The 1819-nt window shown below is 42.3% G+C and carries 2 protein-coding genes; one reads left to right on the plus strand and one right to left on the minus strand.

Annotated elements, in window-relative coordinates:
- The first annotated feature begins 61 nt into the window (after positions 1-61).
- Entirely contained in the window at positions 62-1165 is a 1104-nt protein-coding gene (locus BCT81_RS22290; protein WP_102425879.1) for a phosphoribosylaminoimidazolesuccinocarboxamide synthase, read from the plus strand.
- Positions 1166-1275: 110 nt separating this feature from the next.
- On the opposite strand, the gene BCT81_RS22295 is transcribed toward BCT81_RS22290, so the two are convergent.
- Positions 1276-1653, minus strand: coding sequence for a hypothetical protein (locus BCT81_RS22295; protein WP_004738481.1), 378 nt, complete (start codon positions 1651-1653; stop codon positions 1276-1278).
- Positions 1654-1819: the final 166 nt, after the last annotated feature.

Genomic DNA, 1819 nt, shown 5'->3' on the forward strand with positions numbered 1-1819 from the left:
TCTAATCATGTGCACATTGCACTTCTCTGTATGACGTTTGATAAAAGATAGGAATGTCTAAATGAGCCTCGCTGATCAAGTTCTTGCCGTAAATGATGACCTCCCAATCCGCACTGATAAACCTGTCCACAGTGGCAAGGTTCGTTCGGTTTACTGGTTAACTGAAGAAGATAGCCAACGACTAATTAAAGAGAAAGGCTACGACGTAGCACCTGATGCTCCTTTAGCTATCATGGTGATCAGTGACCGTATCTCTGCATTTGATTGTATCTGGCGTGGTGAAGGCAACCTGAAAGGTGTTCCTGGTAAAGGCGCAGCGCTTAATGCTATTTCTAACCATTGGTTCAAGCTTTTTAAAGACAACGGTCTTGCTGACAGCCACATTCTTGATATCCCTCACCCATTCGTATGGATTGTACAAAAAGCTCGCCCAGTAATGATTGAAGCTATTTGTCGCCAATACATCACAGGTTCTATGTGGCGTGCGTACGCAAATGGTGAGCGTGAATTCTGTGGTATCGAAATGCCAGAAGGTCTAGAGAAAGATAAGAAACTACCAGAGCTTCTAATCACTCCTTCGACTAAAGGTATTTTGAAAGGCATTCCTGGTGTACCAGAAGCGGACGATGTAAACATCACACGTCAGAACATCCAAGATAACTTTGCAGCGTTTAACTTCTCTCAAGAGAGCGATATCGCGCACTACGAGAAGCTATTGAAAGAAGGCTTTAACGTCATCAGTGACGCGTTAGAGAAAGTAGACCAAACCTTCGTTGATACCAAGTTTGAGTTTGGTTACGTGAACGATGCACAAGGCAACGAGAAGCTTATCTACATGGACGAAGTGGGCACACCTGACTCATCTCGTATCTGGGATACAGAGCAATACAACAATGGCAACATCGTTGAAAACTCAAAAGAAGGTTTCCGTCAGTTCCTACTTAACTACTTCCCTGATGCCGATATTCTGCTGAATAAAGAGCGTATGCCAGAGCGTGAAGCGCTAGCGCGTGACAATGAATTGCCATTGGATGCCCTGATGTCTCTTTCTCGCACTTACCTTGATATCGCAGCAAAGATTACTGGCGCTGAGATTGTACTGAGCGAAAACCCTAAACAAGAGATCATCGACGTATTGCGTGCTGACTACGGGCTAATCGATTAATCATCTTGTCGATTTAAACACCGTTACGATACAAAAAGGGCCTCAATATTGAGGCCCTTTTTACATATAATTTCAGTCTTGTTTGAGCATCGCTCTCACTGGTACAAGGCTTACAGTCGAATAGTAAATTCTTCTCCAGTATTACCTGCAATCACTAAATGACTACGCGATTCGATGTATTCGATCTGCTCTTCTTCAAGAGAATATGGCATCACTACTTTGAGCTCATTGATGCCTTCTAATTTGGCAAGCTTAAGCAAAGTAACGATGTTCGATTCATCACTCTTACGTGTAGACATCGATTTTAGTGCCATTTGCCATAAGCGATCTTCTGGGCTTGCTAGCTCTTTGATGCTGTCTCGCCAAACGGTACTGAACACTGGAGCGATAGTGGTAAGTGCTTCCAGAAAAGTCCATTTTTTACTGCACGAGGCGCCAAGAAAAGTTGTGTAATCAAACTCTACACGCGTCTCTTTCTGATTATCCATGATGTCCCCCGACATTTTGGCAACACAATATACTCAATATCTATCAACTCTTTCTTTATAGCAATAGGATATAGAAGAATGGTCTTTTATGACCTTTTGATTGGTTAAAATGGCATATAAAAATCAAATTTGTAACATAATCACCACTGAAAAATCATATATGCGC

Origin of the sequence: Vibrio sp. 10N.261.52.A1 (assembly GCF_002876325.1) — a bacterium.
In the GTDB taxonomy this organism is placed as follows: domain Bacteria; phylum Pseudomonadota; class Gammaproteobacteria; order Enterobacterales; family Vibrionaceae; genus Vibrio; species Vibrio chagasii.

Bases quoted from the DNA above. Each gene is read 5' to 3' on its own strand.
- BCT81_RS22290 (WP_102425879.1), top strand. From the start codon at position 62: ATGAGCCTCGCTGATCAAGTTCTTGCCGTAAATGATGACCTCCCAATC.
- BCT81_RS22295 (WP_004738481.1), bottom strand. From the start codon at position 1,653: ATGGATAATCAGAAAGAGACGCGTGTAGAGTTTGATTACACAACTTTT.